The organism is Chryseobacterium sediminis (assembly GCF_008386505.1).
GTDB classification, from domain to species: Bacteria; Bacteroidota; Bacteroidia; order Flavobacteriales; family Weeksellaceae; genus Chryseobacterium; species Chryseobacterium sediminis.
Genome location: NZ_VUNZ01000001.1, coordinates 1,981,714 through 2,004,136, shown reverse-complemented (window position 1 = coordinate 2,004,136; position 22,423 = coordinate 1,981,714). Strand labels below are relative to the sequence as shown.

The window sequence follows — 22,423 nt, the reverse complement described above, 5'->3', positions numbered from 1 at the left end:
ACAAATGATAAATTTTAAAAGGAAAGATTTTAGAAGCTGGATGTTACTACTGAGCAGATTATATATTTTCGTTTCCTTCTTCCAGCATCCTTACTTCCATTCTTTTAAATTTTCTGCGCTCTTATTCTGCTTAAAGAAACCTGAGTAATGCCGATATAGTCTGCCAGATCTCCAAGACTGATTCGCTGGATAAGATCAGGTCTTTGTTTTAGAAAATTATGATAGCGTTTTTTTCCATCGTCTTCCAGCATTTCACTGATCCTTCCCATCATATTGACGGGAGCTTTTGAATAAAGCCTGCTGAAAAGTGTTTCTGCAGTGTGGTATTTTTTACATAATCCTTCAATGACATCTCTGTGGATCCGGAGAACTTCAGTAGGTTCCAGAGCAACAATCATGTATTTTGACGGCTGTCCCGTGAGAAAACCACTCAGTTCAGCGAAAAAAGCATTTTCTGCAAAAAATGTCATGATAAAATCCTTGTCACCATTGTCAAAAAATAGTTTGACAAGTCCTTTTTCGATAAAATAAAAATACCTGCAGGTTTCATCAGCTTTTAACAGAAAATCTCCTTTTCTGTAAGTTTTGGATTCCAGATGGGTAACAAGTTCGTCTATCACTGCCTGTTCTGGTTTTAAAACTTTTTCAACAGACTGAACAAAATGAGTGTGAAGCATAAAGAAGAAACTGTTTTATGAAAAATAAAATTAATAAAAAAAGCAGTCCCATTTATAAGACATACCTCGAAAAAGAATTTTAGCTTTGTTACATAATGAATGATCACTATCTTAAAAAACTCGATCGGGTAACGGCTATTCTTACCCAATTACAGTCTAAACCTGTTGTTCGGGCACAGGATCTGGCTGAAAAGTTCGATGTAAGTATCAGAACCATTTACCGTGATGTAAAAACCCTGGAAAATGCGGGTATTCCTATTGTAGGCGAAGCAGGGAACGGCTATTCTTTAATGGACGGATACAAACTTCCTCCAATCATGTTTACTAAAGAAGAAGTTTTAAGTTTCATTACCGCCGAAAAACTGATGCAGAAATTTTCCCACCAAAGTTTAGGAAGTCATTATCAGGCAGCCATGGAGAAAGTACGCTCAGTATTGCGGAATTCTGATAAAAATCTTATTCAGAATATTGAAAAACAGATTGATGTTTTTAGTTTTCATACCGATTCCGGAGATTCTCTTAAAAATGTGATTCCTATTATTTTAGAAAGTATTGCAGACAAAACCCAATTGAATATAAGGTATCAGACGGTAGATGGAAGAGTAGACAACAGAACTATTGAAACTGTAGGGATGTTCTTTGAGTTTAATTTTTGGTACATCATGGCATTCTGTACCTTGAGAAAAGATTTCAGACAATTTAGGATAGACCGGATTTTAGAGATTTCAAAAACCTTAAATCCTTTTTTACAAGAGTATGGGCAAGTGAATGATTACCGGAAAAAATCAAACGGAAATAAAGTCAAAGCTAAACTTTTGGTAGACAAAAAAATAATGTCTCATCTGGTGAATTCCAAAAAATATTATGGACTTACAGAAGAAGTAGAAACTGAACACGGTGTAGAACTCACTTTTGAAACAGAATGGATCAGTGACGGATTTCCCCGGTGGCTCATCACTTTTGCAGATTATGCCACTGTTCTGGAACCGGAAAGTCTTCGCACCAGATTGAACGAGCTGCTTGTAAAAATGACTGAAAGACATCAATAAAACCCCAACAGAGTAATTGTTGAGGTTTAAAGACTTAATTGAGGCAAATAAATGAAATGGTTAATAAGCCAAGAGAAAAATTGCAAAAAAATTAAATTTGTTTTGTCGCAAAAAATGATATAAGTTGTTAAAATGGAGGAAAATCACTAGTAATAAATGACATTGCAGATGTATTTTTCAGGATTTCCGCTTTTTTGCAATTTTACCTCTTACTTTTATTAAAATTAAAATCTTTCCCAGAAGAATGGAGGTTCAATTCCCAAAGCTCTCAGATAAACATATCCTTGTCCGCGGTGGTGAACTTCATTGTCTACAAAATAAAGGATGTTCTGGTATACCGGAAATTCATATTCTCCAAATAAATTGAAAGTTTCCTGGAAACGCTCTTCGGAAATCATATTAAAGTAATGGTTAATTACTTCTGTTTCTTCATCCCACTTCTTTAAAATTTCTTCTTTGGTTTTCGGATTGAATGCTTCTTCATTGTATGCTTCCATATTTCCTTCTACAATACCTTTTAAAGCAGGCCCGCCAATACTGATTAGCTCTACGGCCAGTTTTGCAAACGGTCTCATTCCACCTACAGAAAATTCAAATAACTCTTTTTCAGGAAAAGATTCAATGACTCTTCTTGTAAGATTTCTATGTCCCTGCCAGTCGTTTAATAGCTGGTCGGATGTCATGAATTGTTTTGTGGCTGTTGCTGTAGTTGTCATAATGTTTTGTTTTTGTTTGTTGTTGATACAAAGGTATGAGGAGGTTATGACAACAGTTTGTCAGCAGGATTTTTAATATTGAAAAAATATTTTTTTCTTTGCTAAAATATCCTGACCTACTTTTCCGTTAGAAGGAAGGATATTAATAACAAAAATCGCTATTATTAGAATTATGAAGAAGTATATTTTGCCTGTTGTCACCGCTTTTTTATTAGTATCATGCAATAAAATAGAAGAAAAAATTGACCAGACTGTTCAGCAGAAGACACAGCAGGTTGTAGAAGAAACAGTGAAGAAAACGGTCAATGAATCTATAAATTCTTTAACCAATTCCGAAGACGTTAAGTTTAATACAGTTTTCCCTGGTACGGGTGCTGCCATCATATCCGAAGAAAAGGGAAAAAAGATTAAAATCCCGGGAAGATCTGAAGGGTATATTTTTAAATACAAAGCAGACATTGCTGTATTGCTTCCGTTTTTAGAGGGGCAGCCTACTTCTGATGAAAGTAAATCTGAAAAGAAAGCCCGTAAGATTGACGGACAAAATATCATAGATAAAATAAGTCTTTTATCAAAATTTCTCCCTGATAATACCTTTGATACAAGTGTTCTGGAAGATATAAAATCAGATAAAAATATTCAATATTATAAATTGAAAAGGTTTCCCAACAGTAGTACAATTATCTACAACCCAAAAAATCAGACCATCATACAATACGTAGAGGTAAATAAATAATTTGGATATGGCCGGTTTCTCCGGCCATTTTTTATATATAGTCATTGCGGGCTATAGGTGAAGCAGTCTCAAGCTACAAAAACTACTTATAAGAAAGAATTAAATCATATTTATTTCTAACGTTGATGAATTAATTTTTTTATACAAATATGATGTTATTGATTTATTTTTTTTCATGTTATTAATAAATGACTTTATGTTTTGTGAATTAATTGTTGTTTTTATGAAATGGTATGGTTTTCGTTAATATATAATTGAATTATTATTATATGTTTTGTTTTTGTATTTAATATTAATTTTTTTACTAGATTTATTGAATAATTATCAATTCACATGATAGAGAGTTTATTTAATAAAAAAATCTATGCATTAGTATTAAGCGGAGCTGGTGCAATGGGGTATGCTCAGGACAGCATAAAACAAAATAAAATAGATGAAGTTGTGGTTACAACGGGTAGAACTAAGCCCAGGACCATCATTACCTCAGCAATTCCTATTGATAATATTTCTGCTGTACAATTAAAATCCACAGGGCAAGTTACTTTTGATAAAGCTTTAACCTATGCTGTTCCATCTTTTAATTCATCACAGCAAACTGTTTCTGATGCAACGGCTCATTTTGATCCGGCAGATTTAAGAGGATTAGGGCCTTCCAGAACATTGGTTTTGGTAAATGGTAAAAGAAAAAATCAAAGTGCTTTAATTTATGTCAATGATACTCCTGGAAAAGGTGAGGTAGGTACGGATCTGAAAAGTATTCCATCTGCCGCCTTACAGAATGTAGAGGTATTGAGAGATGGAGCATCTGCACAATACGGTTCTGATGCTATTGCGGGAGTAATCAATATTATTCTTAAGAACAGCGTTGGAAAAAGCACGGTCAACCTTTTTTCAGGTATTACTTCAAAAGGAGACGGCTTTAATATCGGAGCAGATTTTAATACAGGAATCAAAGTGGCAAAAAACGGAAGTCTGAATCTTACACTAGGATTTTCATCCCAAAATAAAACTAACCGCGCAGGTTCTGTTACAAAAGATGAACTTTTTGGTGTGGATAATGCCTGGACGCAAGCTAATCCTGGTTTAGGAATGATTATTGGGCAGCCGGACACAAAAGTTGGTAATCTATTTGTGAATTTTGAACTGCCGACGGGTGAAACGGGCAAATTCTATGCTTTTGGGGGTACAACTTACAGAAGTGGGACCAGTTTTGCTTTGTACAGAACTCCCTATTGGGTAACTTCAGATTTTGGTTTATTAACTCCACAAGGGCAACCTTACAATGGATTTCAACCGCAATTTAAAACAGATGTTTACGATTATAATTTAACCTCCGGGTGGAAAGGAATGTTTGGAAAATGGAATTTTGATGGAAGTGCAACCTTTGGTTCTAATGCAGTAGATTATGCAGTAGGAAATACAATTAATACGTCTTTAGGTGTAAATTCCCCAACCTATTTTAAAGCAGGTGGACACCAGTTCAGTAATATTATAGGAAACATAGATGTCAGCCGGGATTTTGGTGCGCTTGTTTTAGGAGCCGGAGCTGAAGTGCGGAATGAAAATTATCAGGCAAGAGCAGGAGAAGAGGCGTCTTATATAGGAAGTGGTGCAGAATCATTTCCGGGACTGCAGCCTCAAAATGAAGTCAATAAAAATCGTCAGAATATCGGAGCTTATATGAATGCGGAATGGGATATTACGAAAAACCTGTTGATTGGAGGAACTGTGAGATATGAAAACTTTAGTGATTTTGGAAATAATGTTTCCTGGAAAGGAAATGCAAGATATAAGTTGTTAGATGATAAATTAGTTTTCCGTGGGTCTGTTTCTACAGGATTTCGGGCACCTTCATTACACCAGATTTATTATTCCAATGTTCAAACCAAAATTACAGGGAATACTGTAGCTAATCAAGGGACTTTTAATAACGACTCTCAAATTGTAAGATCTGATCTTGGTGTAGCCAAATTAAATGCTGAAAAAGCCTTTAACATTACTGGAGGATTTGCCGTAAAACCTTTTAAAAATCTTACGATTACAGCCGATTATTATAGAATAAAAATTAAAGACCGGGTACTTTTCTCAGGAGATATTGGTTATAAAACAGGGAGTCCGGGGAGTCCGGATATAACAAACCCTGTGGAAGTAATATTAGATAATAATAAAATAACTTCCCTGAAGTTTTTTACCAATGCTGTAAATACAGTTACTCAAGGGGTAGATTTCGTCGCAAATTATTATACTTCCGCTATTGGCAAAGGAAGATTGGGAGTTATTGCTGCTTTCAATTATAACGAAACTAAAATAGTAGATAATATCGCCGTTCCGAATATTTTGGCTGAAAATGGTTACTCAGAAAACTTTTTTGATAGAAAAGAACAATCCAGAATTACCTCTGCAAGACCCAAAACAAAAACTATACTTAGTCTTTCTTATGACATTTCAAAGTTTAATTTTAACCTTAATAATACTTATTTTGGTTCTGTTACATGGCAGCACGCAACTGATCCTGCCAAAGATCAGACATTTTCTGGCAAGGTAGTTACAGACATCGTTTTAACATATAAAATTACCCAAGACCTTAAAGTTTCCGGAGTTGTAAATAATTTGTTTAATATTTATCCAGATGTAATAGATAGCAAAGGAGATATAGTAACAGATCTTGGAGGAAGATTCAAATACCCTTGGGAGGTGAATCAGTTTGGATTTAACGGAACAATTTTTCAGCTAAATGTTAATTATACTTTTTAATCTCTAAATAAAAGAATTAACATTTGTTTTGTCATGCTTAAAAAGGATAAGCAATCTCAAAAGATATAAACCGATATGCAAATATTAACTGACATTAATTTCTAATGTCTGTTTTATTTTTTCAGGTAGAATAGGAAGTTATTACTATATTTTACTTTTTACATTCTACAAAAAAGGGTATTTTAGTACTATGAAAATTTATACAAAAACAGGAGATAAAGGTCAGACTGCATTATATGGCGGAACGAGAGTTTCTAAAGCCAGTGCCAGAGTAGACAGTTATGGAAATATAGACGAGCTGAATTCATTCATCGGGATTGCAAAAAGTCATATCGAAGATGAAGAAGTTTTGAAACAGCTTAAGAAAATACAGTTTGATTTGTTTACCGTAGGTTCGGAGGCTGCTACACCAGTAGATAAACTGATGCTGGCCAACGGAAAATCACGTCTTCCGATCATTATTTCAGAAACAGAAATTGAAGAACTGGAACAGTGGATGGATGCTTTTGAAGATAAACTGGAACCGCTTCAGTATTTTATTCTTCCAGGGGGTGGAAAGTCTGCAACTTTTTTACATGCGGCGAGAACCATCTGCAGAAGAGCAGAACGTTCATTGGTATTTTTGAATGAATCTGAAGAAGTGCGTCCTGAATTGATTAAATATTTAAACAGACTTTCAGATTATCTTTTCGTGTTGGCAAGGTATATTTCAAAACTGAACAACGAACCGGAAGAATACTGGAACCCGAATGAGAGATAAAGCATTACTTTTCATCAATGGAGATGCGCCAAAATCATTACCCAATCCTGATAATTATGGTTTAATTGCCTGTACAGACGGGGCATTCCATTATTTAAAAAGAATGGGTTTTTCACTGGATAAGCTGGATTTTATTTCCGGTGATTTTGATTCTCACTCCGGATCAGATGAAGATATGTATCAGGAAAAATTTATCCTTACATTGGATCAGGATAAAACAGATTTTCACAAAGCTTTGGAAATTATTTTGGAAAAAGGTTTTTCGGAGATTGATGTTTTCGGAGGAAGCGGAGGTGAGCAGGATCATTTTCTTGGGAATCTTACCGTTGCTTATACATTCAAAGATCGGATGGGAATTAAATTTTATGATGAATTTTCAGAATATTATTTTATTCCAAATCATTTTAAATTGGAAGGAGCGAAGAATAGAATGATATCTCTCTATCCATTTCCATCAGTGAATAATATTACAACGAAAGGGCTCAACTGGCCTTTGACGAATGAAACTCTAAATATTACTTCAAGAATAGGAACCCGAAACTTTGCTGTTGAAGATGAGGTTTCCATAGAATATGAATCAGGTGATGTCCTGTTGTTCGTAGGAATCAGCGAAATAGAATATCCTACAATATATTAATATTTCAAGTCTTCACGAATAATAACAATTAAAGGTGTCAGAATTCCCCTCCATAGGAGGGGTGACAAATCGAAAGATTTGACGGGGGAGCTAACTTTCGTATAAAATAAAAATATTGAATAAATTAATTAAAATATCAGTTTTCACCATTTCATTATGCAGTATTTTATCATGCAAAACACAGCATTTTGAAACGCCCGAATATGGTAAAAATGAAACTGAAAAAGTAATTCATATTAAGAAAGTAACGAATTTCCGGACAGTAGGAAATATTAAAAATACAGAAGGAAGAACTTTAAAAAAAGGAAGGTTCTACAGAAGTGCCCATCTTCATAAGTTGAAAAAGAAGTCTTTTGATGATCTTGATAATCTGGGAATCAAAGAAATAATTGATCTTAGAAACTCTAAGGAAATCTCACAGAAACCGGATCAGCTTCCTGCAGAAATAACGTATAAAAAATATTCAGCATTTGAAGATGAAGGAGATCAGCTGGCCCAGGCAAAAAAGCTGGTTCTGAAAGGTAAAGTAAATGCTTCTGATGCAGACAAAAGAATGATAGATTTCTATCGTGAATACGTTACGGAGAATCCCGAAACCATAAAGAAAATCATCACAGAAATCCTGGAATCTGACAATCCGGTTTTATACCACTGTACTGCCGGAAAAGATAGAACAGGGATTACCACAGCACTCATCTTAACGATTCTGAAGTTTGATAAAGAGACTATTTATAATGAATATCTTCTCTCCAACAACTACAGAAAAGATATGGTTCAGAAAAGACTTCATCTTGCGAATCGGTTACATTTTATCTATCCAAAGATGGATTTACAGGTGCTGGAAAAACTCAGCTGGGTAGAAAAAAGATACCTTGATGCCGCTTTTGGGGAGATTGATAAAAAGTATGGCTCTACAGATGTCTATATTCAGCAGGTATTAGGGATTTCAGATGCCAAAAGAACAGCATATATTCAAAAGTTTACTTATTGATTATCAGAGATAAATTTTTACAGGATATGATATTGGGTCTTTATTTAAAATTATAATAATTTTAACACCCGAAAATCAAACTTTTTTAGCAATTTTGCATTTCTTAATTCACTTGTTTAGAAATGAAAATAAAGTACTCGGAACTTATTGATCAGACATTATATTTTCCTACGGAGGAATTTAATGTATCTGAGAACAATTTGTTGTTTCACGACGTTCCATTGATGGATGTAGTTGAACAATTTGGCACTCCGCTAAAGATTAGCTATCTGCCGAGAATTTCTCAAAATATTCAGAAGGCCAAAAGCTGGTTTAAAGAAGCTTTTGAAAAAACCGGATATAAAAAGAATTATACCTACTGCTATTGCACAAAATCCAGTCATTTCAATTTTGTATTGGAAGAAGCTTTGAAGAATGATATCTCTATAGAAACATCTTCTGCTTATGACATGGATATTGTAAAATCTCTTTACGAAAAAGGGAAAGTAGATAAAAACATTGAAGTAATCTGTAATGGTTTTAAAACCGATGATTATCTGACAAATATTTCAGATATGATCAATAATGGTTTTGAAAATATTACTCCGATTCTTGATAATTACAGAGAATTGGATAAACTTACGGAAAGCATCGATTCTACCTTTAATATCGGAATCAGAATCGCATCTGAGGAAGAACCGAAGTTCGAGTTCTATACCTCAAGATTAGGAATCGGATATAAAGATATTATTCCTTATTACAGCCAGAAGATTGCCGAACACCCGAATGCAAGATTGAAGATGCTTCACTTCTTTATCAATACCGGGATCAAAGATACTTCTTACTACTGGAATGAATTGTATAAATGTCTTCGTGTATATGCACGTTTGAAAAAAATCGCTCCGGAAGTAAATTCATTGAATATCGGAGGTGGTTTCCCAATTAAAACTTCTTTGAATTTTGATTATGACTATCAGTATATGGTAGAAGAAATTGTTTCTCAGATCAAAAAATTCTGTGAAGAAGAAGGAGTGGAGGAACCTAATATTTATACAGAATTCGGAAGCTTTACTGTAGGGGAAAGCGGAGCGAATCTTTATAAGATTATCTCTCAGAAACGTCAGAATGACAGAGAAAAATGGAATATGATTGACTCTTCTTTCATGACCACTCTTCCTGATACATGGGCAATTTCAAGACACTTTATCATGCTTCCGCTAAACCGTTGGGAAGATTCTTATGAAAGAGTATTCTTAGGAGGGCTGACGTGTGATTCAGATGATTATTATAATTCTGAACAGCATACCAATGCTATTTATTTACCGGTTTTCAGTGATACTAAGCCATTGTATATCGGATTCTTCCATACAGGAGCTTACCAGGAAACAATCGGAGGATATGGTGGAGTACACCACTGCCTGATGCCTCAGCCGAGACATGTCCTGATCCAAAAAGATGAAAACGGTGAGTTACAATATGAAATTTTCCGTGAGAAACAGGAACCGGAAGATATACTGAAGATTCTTGGTTATAAATAAGAACTTAATCTGTCATTGCGAGAACGAATGTGACGAAGCAATCTCATCTTAATAATCTTAATCACTCAATGTATCTTAATGTTTAAAATTTAACCATTAAGTTTTTTATTAAGAATTAAGGAAAGTTAAGGATCTTCACTTCGTTCAGATGACAAAGTATATACAAAACAAAAGCTCTCAGATTCTGAGAGCTTTTTTATTTAGAAATAGGTTGAGATTTTATCAAGTTCGAGTTCCTCGTAATCCGTAACTACAGTATCTGCCAGTGTATAATCCTGGTTTTTAGAATGAGGACTTCTGTAGGCAGCACAGAAAATTTTAGCCCGGTGTGCAGCAAGAATTCCGTTGGTGGAATCTTCAATTACCATACAGTTTTCAACAGGTTCACCTGCCATTTCTGCAGCCAGTAAAAAAACTTCAGGATGAGGTTTTGATTCTTTTAAATCGGCACCGCTGATCTTTCCGCTGAAATATTTTTCCAACCCGAATTTTTCAAAAACCATATTGATTGTTACCATGGTAGCTGAAGAAGCCAGAATCAGTTTTATTCCATTTTCATGATAATGTTCAATCAGTTTTCTTACCCCCGGAATTAAATCAAATTCATCATCATTATAAAAGTAATCTTTAAAATGAGATCTTTTGATTCCTGCAATGGATTCATAAGTCTGATTTAGATTGAATTCATTGATCAGGGTTTCAGAGACTCTCTTGGTTGACGCTCCGGTAAAAGAGGTATACAGTTCTTCGGAAACAGCAATTTCCAATTCATCAAACGTTTTGAAATAAGCTTTTCTATGTAATGGTTCTGTATCTACAATCACTCCATCCATATCGAAAAGAACAGCTTTTAAAGACATATTAAAAGTTTTGTGCAAAAGTAGTTATTTGAGTCGAGAGTGGAAAGGAATGAGATAATAGATGCTAGGTTACAGGTAGCAGATAACAGACAGTAAAAGTAAAGTGTATAACTCATAAACTCTCCGAAACTCGTACTCTTCAACTCGTAAACTCTTCGTATCTTTGCGAAATCATTTAATTTTTTAATTAATAATTATATATGAAAACATACGCAGGAATTCCCGAAGAAAACGCAACGTTAGAGAATTCAAAAGTAATGTTGGTAACTGTTCCTTATGATGGAACTTCAACATGGGGGAAAGGAGCTGACAAAGGCCCTGAATTATTCTTAGATGCTTCTGAAAATATGGAGCTTTATGATATTGAAACCCAAACGGAACCTTATCTTCAGGGAGTATACCTGGCAGGAGAAGTTTCTGAAAATTCCAGTCCGGAAGCAATGACAGAAGCTGTTTACCAGAAAACCAAAGAACTTTTGAACAATGAAGGGAAAGTATTTACTTTATTTGGAGGTGAACACTCTGTGTCTATCGGTTCTATCCGTGCAGTAGGAGAGAAATTTGAAAACCTTACCGTTCTTCAGTTTGATGCTCATACAGACTTACGTCCTGAATTTCACGGTTCTACTTCTAACCATGCTTGTGCTGTGTTTGAAGCTAACCAGAAACATAATCTTGTACAAGTGGGAATCCGTTCTATGGATGCGGAGGAAGCTCAGTATTTACCGGAAGGAAGAGTATTCTTTGCTCACGAAATTGCAAATAACGAAAACTGGATCAATGACGTATTGGAAAAAGTTTCAGGAAACGTATATATTACAATAGATCTTGATGCTTTTGATCCTTCCATTGCTCCTTCTACAGGAACTCCTGAGCCTGGTGGATTACAATGGTATCCAACACTGGAATTAATAAGAAAAGTATTTGAAAAATGTAACGTAGTGGCATTTGATATTGTAGAATTAATGGATTCTCCAATGGCTAAGCCAACAGCTTTCCTTGCAGCTAAGTTATATTATAAAATGCTTGCTTATAACGATATTTATAACAACAACTAATATTCCGCAAGAATCGGATTTTTTCTGCCGTATATTCTTTGGAAATTTGTGAGGTAAAATAATAATACAATGTCCACACAAAGTCAGATAGATTATAACAGAATTGCTAAGGCGATAGAATATATCCAGAGCAATTTCAGGCTTCAGCCAAGTTTGGAGGAAGTGGCAGAGAATATTCACTTGAGTCCGGCCCATTTTCAGAAGATCTTCACAGATTGGGCAGGAACAAGTCCGAAAAAGTTTTTGCAGTTCATCAGTCTTGAACATGCCAAGAACTTATTAAAGGAAGAAAGAGCAAGTTTGTTTGATGCTGCATATGAGACAGGTTTTTCAAGCACAAGCAGACTTCATGATCTGTTTGTAAAGGTTGAAGGAATGTCTCCGGCAGAATATAAAAACGGAGGAAAAAGCCTTACTATTCATTACAGTTTTTCCGAAAGTCCTTTCGGGAATCTGTTAGTAGCTTCTACAGAAAAAGGAATCTGCTATATGGCTTTTGAAGACGATAAAGAAAAAGCATTTGGGGAGCTGAAACAAAAGTTCCCTAATGCTTCTTTTACTGAACAACAAGACGCCCTTCAAAAGAATGCACTGTCCATATTCGATAAAGACTGGACGAAACTCAATACTATAAAATTACATTTAAAAGGAACCGATTTCCAGCTTAAAGTATGGGAAAGCCTATTGACGATTCCAATGGGAAAACTGTCTACTTATGGCAGTCTGGCTGAAAAAATTGGAAATCCGAAGGCTTTTAGAGCGGTGGGAACAGCTATTGGAAGTAATCCGGTTGCGTTTCTTATTCCGTGCCACCGTGTTATTCAAGCTACCGGTCATCTTGGTGGTTACCGTTGGGGAAGTGACAGAAAACAGCTGATTGTAGGCTGGGAAGGTTCACGTATTTACTCGTAATATATTTTACTACAAAAGGCACAAAAGACTTTATGAAGATGATAGTAAAATTATCTGTCTTAAAGTTCAAAAAAATGAAAGTCTTAGATTGTCAAAAGCTTTTTATTCCATTTTTATTGCAAAAGCTATTGTGTGATTTGTGGAAATATTAGTGTAATTTGTGTTTAGTTATAAAAGCATTTAATAAAAAAAACTATGATGAGCCTCTTTGAAGAAATATCAGACTATCCGATCAATATACTTCCGAATGACGGAACTGTTCATTATTACGGAAAGGTTTTTTCTAAAGAACTTTCTGATTCTTTTTATACCTATTTGCTGAACCAGATTCCCTGGGAAAATGATGAAGCCATCATCTTTGGAAAATTAATTTTAACCAAAAGAAAAGTAGCCTGGTTCGGAGAAAAGCCTTTTGAATATACGTATTCTAAACGTACAAAATATGCCAAATTCTGGACTCCGGAATTATTGGAACTAAAGAAAAAATGCGAGGAAGTTTCAGGAGAAACCTACAACTCTTGCCTGCTCAATTTATACCATGACGGAAGCGAGGGAATGGCTTACCACAGCGATGGCGAAACAGATCTGAAGAAACACGGTGCCATTGCTTCTCTGACCTTTGGAGCAGAAAGAAAATTTTTATTCAAACATAAAAAGACCAAAGAAAAGGTTGAAATATTCCTTGAAAACGGAAGTTTGCTAATTATGAAAGGAACTACCCAGGACAATTGGCTTCACAGGCTTCCACCCACTACAAAAGTGAAAACTCCCAGAGTCAACCTGACATTCAGAACAATTGAGGAATAATTTTTTTAGAGAGACTTTACCCACAACGTTTGTCATTCCGTAGGAATCTCAATAATGCTTCATCTAATCGCCATATTTTTTATCCTGCAGATTACGCAGGTTTTTACCATAATCATCTTAATCAGAGAGAGATTAAAAAAATAAAAGCTGTTCAGACGAACAGCTTTTTCAATTTATTTTAAAATTTCAGCTTCAATAGAGCTGTCATTATATACTTTAATGAATGCTTTGGTATAATCCTCTTTGGTTGCAAAATTCGGATTATCCATAAATTTCTGTGGGTTGATAGCGAAAAGCGGAAACCATGTACTGCTGATCTGAATCTGGATCTTATGTCCTTTTTTGAAGGTGTGAACAACATCCTGAAGTCTGAAATTAACAGCCGTTTTCTGATTAGGGACCAATGCTTCTCCTTTTTCTTTTGTATTTCTGAATCTGGCAGGCATTATTTCACTTCTTACCATCTGGTGATAATTGCCATAGATAACACCGTCTTTCTTTTCAGCAGGCTTAAAATCCTCAGGATAGACATCAATAAGCTTTACTGCAAAATCGGCATCTGTAGAAGTGGAAGCAATATTCAGCTTAGCCATGATCTCTCCGGCGAACGCGATATCTTCAGTCAGAACATCCGTTGTGAACGTTAATACATCCGGTCTGCCTACTGCAAATCTCTGGTCTTCCGACATGTAATTTTTAGGAGTAAATCCGTTGAAATCCTTCAAATGATCTGAGCTTAAAACAGGATTATTAGGATCACTGTAATATTCGGAATATCCTTGTCCGGAAGTTTTTTTCAAGGTGTTGTCAGCTAAATAAAAATTGACTTTCTGAGCATTTTTAGGCGGATAAGAAGCAAATTCTTTCCATTCTTTAGCTCCGGTGTCATACATCAGTGCTTCAGGAAGTCCGGCGTCTTCTTTTGTGTTACCCTTCAAATAGTGGTTGAAGAATTTTGTTTCAATATTTTTCTGGTAATACGTTGCAATACTGTCTCCAAAATACGTCTCACTGTGAAAATGTTTCCCTTGCTCCTGAGACCAGCCACCATGAGAGAATGGTCCCATTACAATAGTGTTTTTTGCTTTAGGGCTTGTTTTTTCAATGGTTTTATAAATATTCAAAGGGCCGGAAAGATCTTCTGCATCAAACCATCCGCCAACAGTCATTACAGCGTGGTTGATATTCTTCAAATGGGGAAGAAGACCTCTTTTTTGCCAGAACTCATCATAGTTGGTATGATTCATAATTTCTGTCATGAAGAAATTATTTTTATAATATTTTTCATAAGCATCTTTCAGCGTACCAAGATCTCTGTAGAATTTCAGTCCATCTTCGGAAGTCTGTTTAATGAAAGAATCCATATACCATGCTTTGTCTTCAGGTTTTGTTTTCTGAACTCCAAAAACAGGAAATGTCCTGAAATAACCTAACATAAATCTTCCGTTGTGAAGGAAATCGTCATTCCAGAAATCTGAGATAGGGGCTTGTGGTGAAGAAGCTACTAATGCAGGGTGCTGTGATAATGTCCCTACAGCAGTATAAAATCCAGGATATGATGTTCCAAACTGACCAGCTTTACCATTGTTGTCCTTGATGTTTTTCAAAAGCCATTCGATAGTATCATAAGTATCTGTACTTTCATCAACATCTTTTTTTGTTTTACGCTCTACCTGCGGAGTCATATTGGTAAAAGTACCTTCACTCATATATCTTCCGCGTACATCCTGGTATACGAAAATATACTTGTCTTTCATAAGATAAGTGTTGGGACCTACCTTAGTTTTATACTCATTTTCTCCGTAGGGTGCAATGCTGTAGCAGGTTCTCTGCATCAGAAACGGATATTTGTTCTTGTTTGATATATCTTTCGGGATATATACAGCTGTGAAAAGTTTCACTCCATCACGCATCGGAATATAAAATTCTTTCTTGGTGAAATTGTCTTTAACGAAAGTATCTTTCTGTTCCGTCTTCTGAGCTTTTCCAAGAATGAAAAAAAGAATACATAATACTGAAATATGGATCTTCATAAAAAAAATTTGATGCTAATTTAAAAATAAAAATACGGTTATTGATCAATCCTTCTCTGTATTCATAAAAAATAGCCGGAAATATCCGGCCATTATCAAAATATATATATATAAAGTATGGTGTTGTTACTGTTTTTTACCTGCAAACTTATTCAGCTTCATGCTGATGGAAAACATGATGTATCTTTTTAGGATCAGATCTTCGCGGTCTTCAAAATAAGAATCTGTGATTGTTCTTCTTACGCTTTGATTTTGATTTAAGACATCATAAATCTTCACCTTTGCTGTAAACTGTTTTTTGTAGAATGAATAACCCAGACTGGTATTCCAGAAGTAGAAATCTTTTTTAAATCCTGGAGCAATATTGGAATTGGTGTTATATTCAAAATCATTTCCAAATACGAAATTGCCTTTAAACAGGTAATTGGTTAGTTCCAATTTTAAGGATTGGTTGGCTGTATTTACATTGGTTACATTGTAGTTGGTGTAATTTGAGAAGCTGTATCCAAGTCGGTAAGAAGGCTTAATAGTCATTTTATCCTTGATTTCAAAGACAAGATTAAGTCCAGGATTCAGACTATATGAGTTGCTGGTAAAAGATTGTCCGTCAACAAAACCATTATTGTAAGCATAATTCATGTTGAATGTTGGGTTAATGACCAGTTTGTTATTTTTCCATTTCAGGGGTTTGCTGAAGCCCCCGCCGGCGTTAATGCTTTTGTTTCCGCTTACGTTGTTATAAGTTACCACTTGTTTTCCTGCATTATCATAGGTGGAAAAATTAATGATGTCATTATTTCTGTAAGTAAAACCAATATTGAAATAGTAACTGAGGTTTTTTACTTTATTATAATTATTGAAATACAGATAAAGATTATTGATCCAGGTATTTTTCAAATTAGGGTTTCCTTGATAGGTAACCAAAGGATTGGATTCATCTTTATAAGGAGTAAGCTGTTCTGCAGTCGGAATGTTGAAGTTAGAGTAATTATAGATATTTAAGGTTTTACCTTCTCCAACCTGATAGTAAAGGTTGAGATTATATTCAGGTAAAACAAAATTTTTCTGCAGGTTATATTGCTGTCCGTTGTAGATAGAGTTTACTTTCATATCTGAAATGTCAAGGTTCATCGACGCCCAGAAATTGAGCTTGTTTTTATTGATCTGATAGCTCAATTCAGGAGAGATCTGATTGATTCTCTGCTTCATATTATTCGATAAAAGCTGATTGAATTTAGTGTAATCTCTGGTAGCATTATCAAAATCGTTTACATTCCTTAAATCCCTCACTGATCTCGCTTCATATTTTATTTTAAAATTTACACTGGACGAATCGGAAACAGGTTCTGTATACCCTGTGCTGAAATTGAAAGAGCTGTTCTGATTTTTATTTTTGGCTAATTGATCACGATTATCTTTTGTTATCCCGTTTTGATCATAAAATGTGTTCTGGGATTGGCTTAGGTTATCTCTTTTAGATTCAGAGATAGAACTGTTCATATTGGCGGAAAGCACACGTCCTTTTTTCTTGAATTTTTTGGAAAAATAGATATAAGGATTAAATGAATTGCTGTCCGAATCATTACTTGAATACGAGTTACTTTCATTCAGAAGGCTTCCATTCCTCAAAGTAGATGATCGTGAATTATTGAAATTAAAACTGCTGTTTTTAGTAAATCTCGGGGAAAAATAAACACTTGTCATAGAATCCAGCTTGATTTTGACTGAAGTATCAAAACTGTACTGCTTAGATTCATTTTCTCCATTACTTTCTGAGTTGGTCTGAAGCGTATAATTGGGTAAAAGAGTAGATCTTGAAACCTTGGATCTTGTCTCCGTATTAGAATCTGAATGCATCAGACTGAAAGAATCCAGATCAGCATTTTTCCCTATTTTATCACTGTAATTCAAACCTATGGTGGTAGATCTTTGAATTCCTCTTGTACCGCCTCCCTGGTTATAATACGTTACATTTCCTACCGTTGAGACAGTGCCGCCCTGCATCATCCAGGCATTCCGGCCGTTCCCCATACTGTCAAAAACCTCATCTCTGGAAAACCCCTGTGAGTTGATATTATTGGATGAAGCAAGAATACTTACTTTGGTATCGCCTTTAAAATAACTGGCCAGCCCGCTTGCCTCATACCGTTTGTCTGATCCGTATCCGACTGTAAGCCTTGTCAGCAATCCTTTGTTTTTCTTTTCGTCAATATTAAAATTGATGGTGGTATTCTGAGACTTTGCGGTTTGTCCACTCAGTTCTTCTTCCTTGGTCTTGGTTGTTGTAAACTGAATATTCTTGATGATATCTGCAGGTAAGTTCTGAAGGGCAATTTTACCGTCTTTATCAAAGAAAGGTTTCCCATTGATCATAATCTGATCCACTTCCTTCCCGTTCACTGTAATTTTTCCTTCATTATTGATTTCTACACCGGGAATCTGCTTCAGAAGTTCTTCTATTTTACTGTCAGGCCGTACTTTAATCGCCGCTGCACTGAACTCAATAGTGTCTTTTTTAATTTTTACCGGCGATGCCGTGATTTTTACCTCATCAATATTGTTGACAATACTTTGTTTCTCAAGCAGAATATCTCCTAAGGATAAAGACTGATCTATTTTCTCAAATTTTTTTGAATAAGAAGTCAGTTTATCGGCATCAATTTTCAGGATGGAAGGCTCTTTTACATCGTCAATCTTCAGAGAAAATTTACCTTCTTTATTGGTTGCCGTATAGTTGACAATGGATGAATCTTTTTCTTTCAAAAGATAAACGGTAGCATTTTCTATCGGTTTTTTTTCAGAATCTGATATTTTTCCGTCAATGTGTAGTTTTTGGGCGTGCAAAATAATGACTGTGAACATCAAAGTCAATAGCAACAGAGTTTTCTTCATTAGTTTTTTTTTCAGAGCCGTAAAAATAAAAAAACATCCCAAAATTGGGATGTTTCTATGCTTTATTTGTGAAACTTTATTACTTTTTAATAAAATTTATGCTCTTAAATATCTTGAATAAGCATATCCTTCCTGACCGTCATCAGTTTTCACCTTCCACCAGTCATCAGAAGTTTGCTCAATTAAAGTTACTGAAGAACCTTTAGCAGCTTTACCTACAACGGCAGCTTCAGTAGAAGGCTCCTGTCTGATATTCAGGTTAGAATCTTCTGTTGCCACTGTTAAAGAAGCTCCTGAAGCAAGACCTGCAACCTGTACATCAATATTGATATCTGAAGCAGAATAAGTAGAATCAATAGCTCCTAAAGCATTCCATACAGCATCTTTAGCTGCAGTGTTGGAAGCATTTCCGGAAACATAAAGAATCCCGTCCTGCTCCTGAACCTGAAGATTGGAGATCCCCGCAGACTGTGCCGCTGAAACTACGCTTGAATATTTATCTTGTAATTCGCTCATCTTAAATTATTTTACGATTAGGTTGTTATTATACTTTCCGATTTTCAAAGCATCTACAGATTCTTTGATTTTTCTAGCCTGAAGGCCGGAAACATTTCCTGTAAGAGTAAGCTGTCCGTTTACAACTTCTACCTTTACAGAAGGGAAATCCTTCACCGCATCCTGAACTTTTTTCTGAACAGCAGGATCTACAGCAGAAGCAGTTTCAACAGGTGCAGGCGCAGGAGCAGCTGCTACAGTAGACATATCCATTACGTCTTTTACTCCGTTGATCGCTTTTAATTTTGCAATCATCGCGTCTTTAGACTGCTGGTCTGCGAAAGTACCGCTTAAGTGAGCTACACCTTCTTTTACTTCAACAGAAGCATTGGGATTAGAAGTTACTACCGTTGTAGCCTGAGTCTGAAGATCGGCATCAGAAACTTTCTTTTTACAAGAAATAGCACCGAAAGATACAGCTACAGCTAATGCAGCCATTGCAATAGTTTTTTTCATATTGTATATTTATTAATGTTGTTATACAATCAAATGTAATAATAAAATTTGTACCAAAAGAATAAAAATTCAATAAATGTTTCTTAATTTTTTTACAATATTTTCTAAACCAGGCTTTTAATTTTTAGGTATTAAAAACTTAATGTAAAATTAATCCCCATTGAAGAAAATCTTCTGCCAATTGAAAAACCATTATATTTGCGCAAATTGAACTATATATATGAAAGGACAGAATAAACTTTTTATAGCAATTATCATTGCCCTTCTTGTTGGAGTAGGAATCGGAGGTATTGTACACGTGAAATATCCTGAGAATGCAGAACCTTTTGCTAAGAATATAAAACTGTTGGGAACGGTTTTCATCAGATTGGTACAGATGATTATTGCTCCTTTGGTTTTTACAACTTTAGTGGTGGGTATTGCCAAAATGAGTGATATTAAAATGATCGGAAGAGTAGGAACAAAAGCAATGCTTTGGTTTATTTCCGCTTCTCTGGTTTCCCTTTTTATCGGGTTAATCCTCGTTAACTGGCTGGAGCCGGGACATGTTACAAAACTCCCTATTCAGGACGTATCTTCTGCTGACGAACTTCTTAAAAGCAGCAAAAGTTTCTCCATGGAAGACTTTGTAAAGCATATGATTCCTAAAAGTTTATTTGAAGCCTTTGCTACCAATGAAGTATTGCAGATTGTGATATTTGCTGTGATGTTTGGAGTTGCGCTTGCGAATTTAGGAGAAGAATATTCTAAGCCAGTAGTGAAGCTTTTTGATATCATTGCTCACGCAATCCTTAAAATGGTAGGGTATATTATGTGGTTTGCTCCGTTGGGAGTACTGGGAGCTATTGCAGCAGTAGTGGCAACCAATGGTTTTGAAATCTTTAAAGTATATGCTATTTATTTAAGAGACTTCTTCTTTGCTATAGGAGTTCTTTGGCTGGTACTTTTACTGGTGGGCTATTTTATCCTGGGAAACCGTCTTTTTGACCTGTTGAAAAGAATTAAAGAGCCATTACTGATCGCTTTCTCCACTACAAGTTCAGAAGCTGTATTCCCGAAATTGGTAGAAGAATTGGAGAAATTCGGTTGTAACAGCAGAGTAGTGTCCTTTATTTTACCTTTAGGATATTCTTTCAACCTTGATGGAAGTATGATGTATATGACATTTGCATCCATCTTTATTGCTCAGATCTACGGAATCGAAATGAGCCTTGGACAGCAGATCACCATGTTATTGGTATTAATGCTTACTTCAAAAGGAATTGCCGGTGTTCCGAGAGCTTCTCTGGTAATTATTGTGGCAACGTGTTCCATGTTCGGTATTCCGCCGGAAGGAATTGCTTTGATTTTACCAATTGACCATTTCTGTGACATGGGAAGAAGTATGACCAACGTATTAGGAAATACATTGGCAACTTCTGCAGTTTCCAAATGGGAAGGGCAATTGACAGAGCCATTAGACAAAATTTAAATATCAATGAATTTAAATAACTTAAAAAACAATAAAAGCCATATTCAAGAATATGGCTTTGCTGTTATCAATAATGTGTTTTCACAGAAAGAACTTGAAGAAATAAATCATGTTCTGCAAAATATAGACACTTCAAAAGAGAATTTCAGAAAATCTGAAGATCTGTTTGCTATAAGACAGTTTTTAAAAGAAGTTCCGGAAATCAAAGATCTTGTTTTCAATGAAAATATTCAGAAAGTAGTTAAGGAAATCTTTGGGGAAAAATATTTTGTGGTAAAAAGCATTTATTTTGATAAACCTGAAACTTCCAATTGGTATGTAGCTTATCATCAGGATCTGACTATTTCTGTTGATAAAAAAATGGATCTGCCTGATTTCGGCCCGTGGACAACTAAAAAGAACCAGTTTGCGGTGCAGCCTCCTCTGAATATTTTAGAAAATATCTATACGATCAGAATCCATCTGGATGATACCGATGAAAGTAACGGAGCTTTGAAAGTAGTTCCAAAATCTCACGCAAAAGGCATTTACAGACCGGAAACCATCGACTGGACCATTGAAACAGAAGAGATCTGTAACGTTGAAAAAGGAGGAATTATGATCATGAAACCTTTAACACTTCATGGTTCAAACCGGACAACCAACGGTAAAAAAAGAAGAGTGATCCACATAGAATTCTCTGATATGGAACTTCCGGAAGTCCTGCAATGGTCGGAAAGAATGAATTAAAAATAAACCCCTCTTCAAAAATTCTGAAGAGGGGTTTATTTTAGTATTAATCACAGGAGATGACTTCACCGTATGGCTTTCCTATATTTTCTTTATTATAAAAAAGAAAAAGTAAAGCTTCTTTTGGATTGGGAATCCAGAAAGATCTTGGTGGGGAGACTATCATATTTGTTTTCAGTATATTTTCGATTGTATCATCCTTACTTCCAAAAGTTGTAACAGGAGTAATTTCCTGAATTTTTGACCTATCATCTATTTTTACTTTATAAATAGCAAAAGGCTGCTTAGGTTTGAATCTACTGATTTTTGATAAATCAGATACATGTTCAGTTTGGGTTTCATCATAGCAACTAGTAAACTGTAGGCCTATGAACCTGAATTTATTATTATCTAAGTAGGTGAAGGCTTTGCTCAGATTTTTAAGCCATAAATTTTCAGCTTTTGTTGGTTTAATTCCCAGTTTTGCTTTTGGAGTACAGGATGAAATAGAATAGGTGCTATCGGAATTCAGAAAGATCAGATATCTTTCATTAGGCTGTACATCAATTTCGCATGCTCCGGAGTACGAATTTCCAATCAGACCTCTTACATTCATCGTTTTGAATGGAGTTCCTTTATAAATTTTTTCAAATTCAACATCAGCTTTATAGTTTCGCTGTTGAGAATCTTCATCATACACTTTTACAATTTTAATGATGCCTACAATGCTTGCATTTAAATAATTCTGTGGTAATGTTTCGTATACACATTTGCAGGCGGAAACTTTTATGATACTTAAAAGTAAAAAGAGCAATAATGATAATTTTTTCATGT

20 protein-coding genes are annotated in these 22,423 nt (G+C 35.2%); 12 read left to right on the top strand and 8 right to left on the bottom strand.

The window, feature by feature from the left end; all coding sequences use genetic code 11:
- Nucleotides 1-104 precede the first annotated feature (104 nt).
- Nucleotides 105-677, bottom strand: coding sequence for a Crp/Fnr family transcriptional regulator (locus FW780_RS09090; protein WP_149833293.1), 573 nt, complete (start codon nt 675-677; stop codon nt 105-107).
- Nucleotides 678-772: 95 nt separating this feature from the next.
- Between FW780_RS09090 and FW780_RS09085 the strand changes: the two genes are divergently transcribed.
- On the top strand, nt 773-1,726 hold the full coding sequence (locus tag FW780_RS09085; RefSeq protein WP_149833292.1) for a helix-turn-helix transcriptional regulator: 954 nt from the start codon (nt 773-775) through the stop codon (nt 1,724-1,726).
- A gap of 224 nt (nt 1,727-1,950) precedes the next feature.
- On the opposite strand, the gene FW780_RS09080 is transcribed toward FW780_RS09085, so the two are convergent.
- Complete coding sequence (locus FW780_RS09080; protein ID WP_149833291.1) at nt 1,951-2,442, bottom strand: DinB family protein; 492 nt, start codon at nt 2,440-2,442, stop codon at nt 1,951-1,953.
- A gap of 172 nt (nt 2,443-2,614) precedes the next feature.
- Between FW780_RS09080 and FW780_RS09075 the strand changes: the two genes are divergently transcribed.
- From FW780_RS09075 to FW780_RS09050, 6 genes are all read left to right on the top strand, one after another.
- Complete coding sequence (locus FW780_RS09075) at nt 2,615-3,178, top strand: hypothetical protein (protein ID WP_149833290.1); 564 nt, start codon at nt 2,615-2,617, stop codon at nt 3,176-3,178.
- Nucleotides 3,179-3,511: 333 nt separating this feature from the next.
- Complete coding sequence (locus FW780_RS09070) at nt 3,512-5,932, top strand: TonB-dependent receptor plug domain-containing protein (protein WP_149833289.1); 2,421 nt, start codon at nt 3,512-3,514, stop codon at nt 5,930-5,932.
- A gap of 190 nt (nt 5,933-6,122) precedes the next feature.
- Complete coding sequence (locus FW780_RS09065; protein WP_149833288.1) at nt 6,123-6,692, top strand: cob(I)yrinic acid a,c-diamide adenosyltransferase; 570 nt, start codon at nt 6,123-6,125, stop codon at nt 6,690-6,692.
- On the top strand, nt 6,682-7,329 hold the full coding sequence (locus tag FW780_RS09060) for a thiamine diphosphokinase (protein WP_149833287.1): 648 nt from the start codon (nt 6,682-6,684) through the stop codon (nt 7,327-7,329). The genes FW780_RS09065 and FW780_RS09060 overlap by 11 nt, the downstream gene beginning before the upstream one ends.
- 115 nt (nt 7,330-7,444) lie before the next feature.
- Entirely contained in the window at nt 7,445-8,320 is an 876-nt protein-coding gene (locus tag FW780_RS09055) for a tyrosine-protein phosphatase (RefSeq protein WP_149833286.1), read from the top strand.
- Nucleotides 8,321-8,442: 122 nt separating this feature from the next.
- Nucleotides 8,443-9,837, top strand: a complete 1,395-nt coding sequence (locus tag FW780_RS09050) for a type III PLP-dependent enzyme domain-containing protein (protein WP_047378719.1) — start codon at nt 8,443-8,445, stop codon at nt 9,835-9,837.
- Nucleotides 9,838-10,037: 200 nt separating this feature from the next.
- Here the strand turns inward: FW780_RS09050 and FW780_RS09045 are convergent, their stop codons facing one another.
- Complete coding sequence (locus tag FW780_RS09045; RefSeq protein ID WP_047387015.1) at nt 10,038-10,697, bottom strand: HAD family hydrolase; 660 nt, start codon at nt 10,695-10,697, stop codon at nt 10,038-10,040.
- Between the two features lie 200 nt (nt 10,698-10,897).
- Between FW780_RS09045 and speB the strand changes: the two genes are divergently transcribed.
- The 3 genes from speB to FW780_RS09030 all read left to right on the top strand — a co-directional run bounded on the left by speB (nt 10,898) and on the right by FW780_RS09030 (nt 13,474).
- The gene (gene speB / locus FW780_RS09040; protein ID WP_149833285.1) at nt 10,898-11,755 is read left to right on the top strand and encodes an agmatinase; all 858 of its coding nucleotides are present in this window, start codon (nt 10,898-10,900) and stop codon (nt 11,753-11,755) included.
- Nucleotides 11,756-11,824: 69 nt separating this feature from the next.
- Nucleotides 11,825-12,667 (top strand): bifunctional helix-turn-helix domain-containing protein/methylated-DNA--[protein]-cysteine S-methyltransferase, encoded by an 843-nt coding sequence (locus FW780_RS09035; RefSeq protein ID WP_149833284.1) that lies wholly within the window; start codon nt 11,825-11,827, stop codon nt 12,665-12,667.
- A gap of 198 nt (nt 12,668-12,865) precedes the next feature.
- Nucleotides 12,866-13,474: an alpha-ketoglutarate-dependent dioxygenase AlkB family protein gene (locus tag FW780_RS09030; RefSeq protein WP_149833839.1), complete on the top strand. Its 609-nt coding sequence runs from the start codon at nt 12,866-12,868 to the stop codon at nt 13,472-13,474.
- A gap of 173 nt (nt 13,475-13,647) precedes the next feature.
- Here the strand turns inward: FW780_RS09030 and FW780_RS09025 are convergent, their stop codons facing one another.
- From FW780_RS09025 to FW780_RS09010, 4 genes are all read right to left on the bottom strand, one after another.
- The gene (locus FW780_RS09025) at nt 13,648-15,507 is read right to left on the bottom strand and encodes a CocE/NonD family hydrolase (RefSeq protein WP_149833283.1); all 1,860 of its coding nucleotides are present in this window, start codon (nt 15,505-15,507) and stop codon (nt 13,648-13,650) included.
- A gap of 126 nt (nt 15,508-15,633) precedes the next feature.
- A complete protein-coding gene (locus tag FW780_RS09020) occupies nt 15,634-18,399 on the bottom strand; it encodes a TonB-dependent receptor (protein ID WP_167510665.1) in 2,766 nt (921 codons plus the stop codon).
- 96 nt (nt 18,400-18,495) lie between these two features.
- Nucleotides 18,496-18,915 (bottom strand): SH3 domain-containing protein, encoded by a 420-nt coding sequence (locus tag FW780_RS09015; protein WP_149833281.1) that lies wholly within the window; start codon nt 18,913-18,915, stop codon nt 18,496-18,498.
- A gap of 6 nt (nt 18,916-18,921) precedes the next feature.
- A complete protein-coding gene (locus tag FW780_RS09010; protein WP_149833280.1) occupies nt 18,922-19,410 on the bottom strand; it encodes a BON domain-containing protein in 489 nt (162 codons plus the stop codon).
- A gap of 220 nt (nt 19,411-19,630) precedes the next feature.
- On the opposite strand from FW780_RS09010, the gene FW780_RS09005 reads away from it, so the two are divergent.
- Both FW780_RS09005 and FW780_RS09000 read left to right on the top strand, forming a co-directional pair.
- Nucleotides 19,631-20,881 (top strand): dicarboxylate/amino acid:cation symporter, encoded by a 1,251-nt coding sequence (locus tag FW780_RS09005; RefSeq protein ID WP_149833279.1) that lies wholly within the window; start codon nt 19,631-19,633, stop codon nt 20,879-20,881.
- Nucleotides 20,882-20,887: 6 nt separating this feature from the next.
- The gene (locus FW780_RS09000) at nt 20,888-21,610 is read left to right on the top strand and encodes a phytanoyl-CoA dioxygenase family protein (protein WP_149833278.1); all 723 of its coding nucleotides are present in this window, start codon (nt 20,888-20,890) and stop codon (nt 21,608-21,610) included.
- A 46-nt stretch (nt 21,611-21,656) separates the two neighbouring features.
- Here the strand turns inward: FW780_RS09000 and FW780_RS08995 are convergent, their stop codons facing one another.
- Nucleotides 21,657-22,421, bottom strand: coding sequence for a hypothetical protein (locus FW780_RS08995; RefSeq protein ID WP_149833277.1), 765 nt, complete (start codon nt 22,419-22,421; stop codon nt 21,657-21,659).
- Nucleotides 22,422-22,423 lie beyond the last annotated feature (2 nt).

Excerpts from the sequence above, each read along its gene's own strand:
- FW780_RS09090 (WP_149833293.1), bottom strand. The coding sequence starts at position 677 with ATGCTTCACACTCATTTTGTTCAGTCTGTTGAAAAAGTTTTAAAACCA.
- FW780_RS09085 (WP_149833292.1), top strand. The coding sequence starts at position 773 with ATGAATGATCACTATCTTAAAAAACTCGATCGGGTAACGGCTATTCTT.
- FW780_RS09080 (WP_149833291.1), bottom strand. The coding sequence starts at position 2,442 with ATGACAACTACAGCAACAGCCACAAAACAATTCATGACATCCGACCAG.
- FW780_RS09075 (WP_149833290.1), top strand. The coding sequence starts at position 2,615 with ATGAAGAAGTATATTTTGCCTGTTGTCACCGCTTTTTTATTAGTATCA.
- FW780_RS09070 (WP_149833289.1), top strand. The coding sequence starts at position 3,512 with ATGATAGAGAGTTTATTTAATAAAAAAATCTATGCATTAGTATTAAGC.
- FW780_RS09065 (WP_149833288.1), top strand. The coding sequence starts at position 6,123 with ATGAAAATTTATACAAAAACAGGAGATAAAGGTCAGACTGCATTATAT.
- FW780_RS09060 (WP_149833287.1), top strand. The coding sequence starts at position 6,682 with ATGAGAGATAAAGCATTACTTTTCATCAATGGAGATGCGCCAAAATCA.
- FW780_RS09050 (WP_047378719.1), top strand. The coding sequence starts at position 8,443 with ATGAAAATAAAGTACTCGGAACTTATTGATCAGACATTATATTTTCCT.
- FW780_RS09045 (WP_047387015.1), bottom strand. The coding sequence starts at position 10,697 with ATGTCTTTAAAAGCTGTTCTTTTCGATATGGATGGAGTGATTGTAGAT.
- speB (WP_149833285.1), top strand. The coding sequence starts at position 10,898 with ATGAAAACATACGCAGGAATTCCCGAAGAAAACGCAACGTTAGAGAAT.
- FW780_RS09035 (WP_149833284.1), top strand. The coding sequence starts at position 11,825 with ATGTCCACACAAAGTCAGATAGATTATAACAGAATTGCTAAGGCGATA.
- FW780_RS09030 (WP_149833839.1), top strand. The coding sequence starts at position 12,866 with ATGAGCCTCTTTGAAGAAATATCAGACTATCCGATCAATATACTTCCG.
- FW780_RS09025 (WP_149833283.1), bottom strand. The coding sequence starts at position 15,507 with ATGAAGATCCATATTTCAGTATTATGTATTCTTTTTTTCATTCTTGGA.
- FW780_RS09020 (WP_167510665.1), bottom strand. The coding sequence starts at position 18,399 with ATGAAGAAAACTCTGTTGCTATTGACTTTGATGTTCACAGTCATTATT.
- FW780_RS09015 (WP_149833281.1), bottom strand. The coding sequence starts at position 18,915 with ATGAGCGAATTACAAGATAAATATTCAAGCGTAGTTTCAGCGGCACAG.
- FW780_RS09010 (WP_149833280.1), bottom strand. The coding sequence starts at position 19,410 with ATGAAAAAAACTATTGCAATGGCTGCATTAGCTGTAGCTGTATCTTTC.
- FW780_RS09005 (WP_149833279.1), top strand. The coding sequence starts at position 19,631 with ATGAAAGGACAGAATAAACTTTTTATAGCAATTATCATTGCCCTTCTT.
- FW780_RS09000 (WP_149833278.1), top strand. The coding sequence starts at position 20,888 with ATGAATTTAAATAACTTAAAAAACAATAAAAGCCATATTCAAGAATAT.
- FW780_RS08995 (WP_149833277.1), bottom strand. The coding sequence starts at position 22,421 with ATGAAAAAATTATCATTATTGCTCTTTTTACTTTTAAGTATCATAAAA.